Annotated in this window: 1 protein-coding gene; it reads right to left on the bottom strand. The window is 51.5% G+C overall.

All coding sequences use genetic code 11. The features are described from left to right. Positions 1–510: 510 nt before the first annotated feature. Positions 511–769, bottom strand: a 259-nt coding sequence (locus P1S46_12325) for a hypothetical protein (protein MDF1537250.1), incomplete at its 5' end; no start/stop codon positions are given.

The raw sequence follows: 769 nt of genomic DNA, 5'->3' as shown, positions 1-769 counted from the left end.
CAGGGTTTAAAAGGGGTAAACCATACTTTCTAATCAGTGGTTGGTTCAAGGATATTGTCTCTCGCTCGTTCATCACGCCCTCGGCGTGATTCGCTAAAGACTCAAATCTCTCAAAGAAAAACCAATTCAGGTGAGGAGAAGATACGTCTGTCTTACTCTGCGCTACAGCTTTAAACCCTGAGATCGCTTCGCATGGTCTACAGCTTCCGCCTTCACTGAAGTTTCGGCGTGACAAGCGCGATGACAGCGTGGGGTCATCCTGTGAAACCCTGTGGTAGGGACTGGGAGTGTCCCTGCTGTGGTGAAAAAATCAGTTTTGGGTATTGCGCTACGTTCTCCCCCAGCCCTATGGTTTCCTCTGTGAGCTCTGCCCTCTGTGAGAGCCAGCTCTTGCCGCTTTAACAGGAAACCGGGGTTTACCCTGTGAAACCCTGCCTGCCATGAGCTTGCCGAATGGTGGAGCAGCCTATGAATGGCTGTGCTGTGGTAAATTAGCTCTTGCCCGGCAGGTTAGTTGAGAAGGAACGGGAAATACCTCAGCAGTGCGTATTTAGCCAACTGTTTTGGGTCGCTGCCCCAATGCTTCTCCCCGTGGACCACCAACTCCCTGTTCTCCTGGAGGCGATCCTTTTCCATGTCCCAGGAAACAACCTCGACCTGGGATTCATCCAGACAGTCGTCTGTCTGGTCGGCGCAAGCTTTAAGGTATTGATACAGTGCCCCGCTTTTCCGGGCAGGATCATGGAATGCTATTCCTGAATTAGGATAA

The sequence above is a fragment of the bacterium genome (genome assembly GCA_029210545.1).
GTDB lineage: Bacteria > BMS3Abin14 > BMS3Abin14 > BMS3Abin14 > BMS3Abin14 > JARGFV01.
The sequence above is the reverse complement of the archived record's forward strand: the minus strand, read 5'-3'. Positions and strand labels throughout refer to the sequence as shown.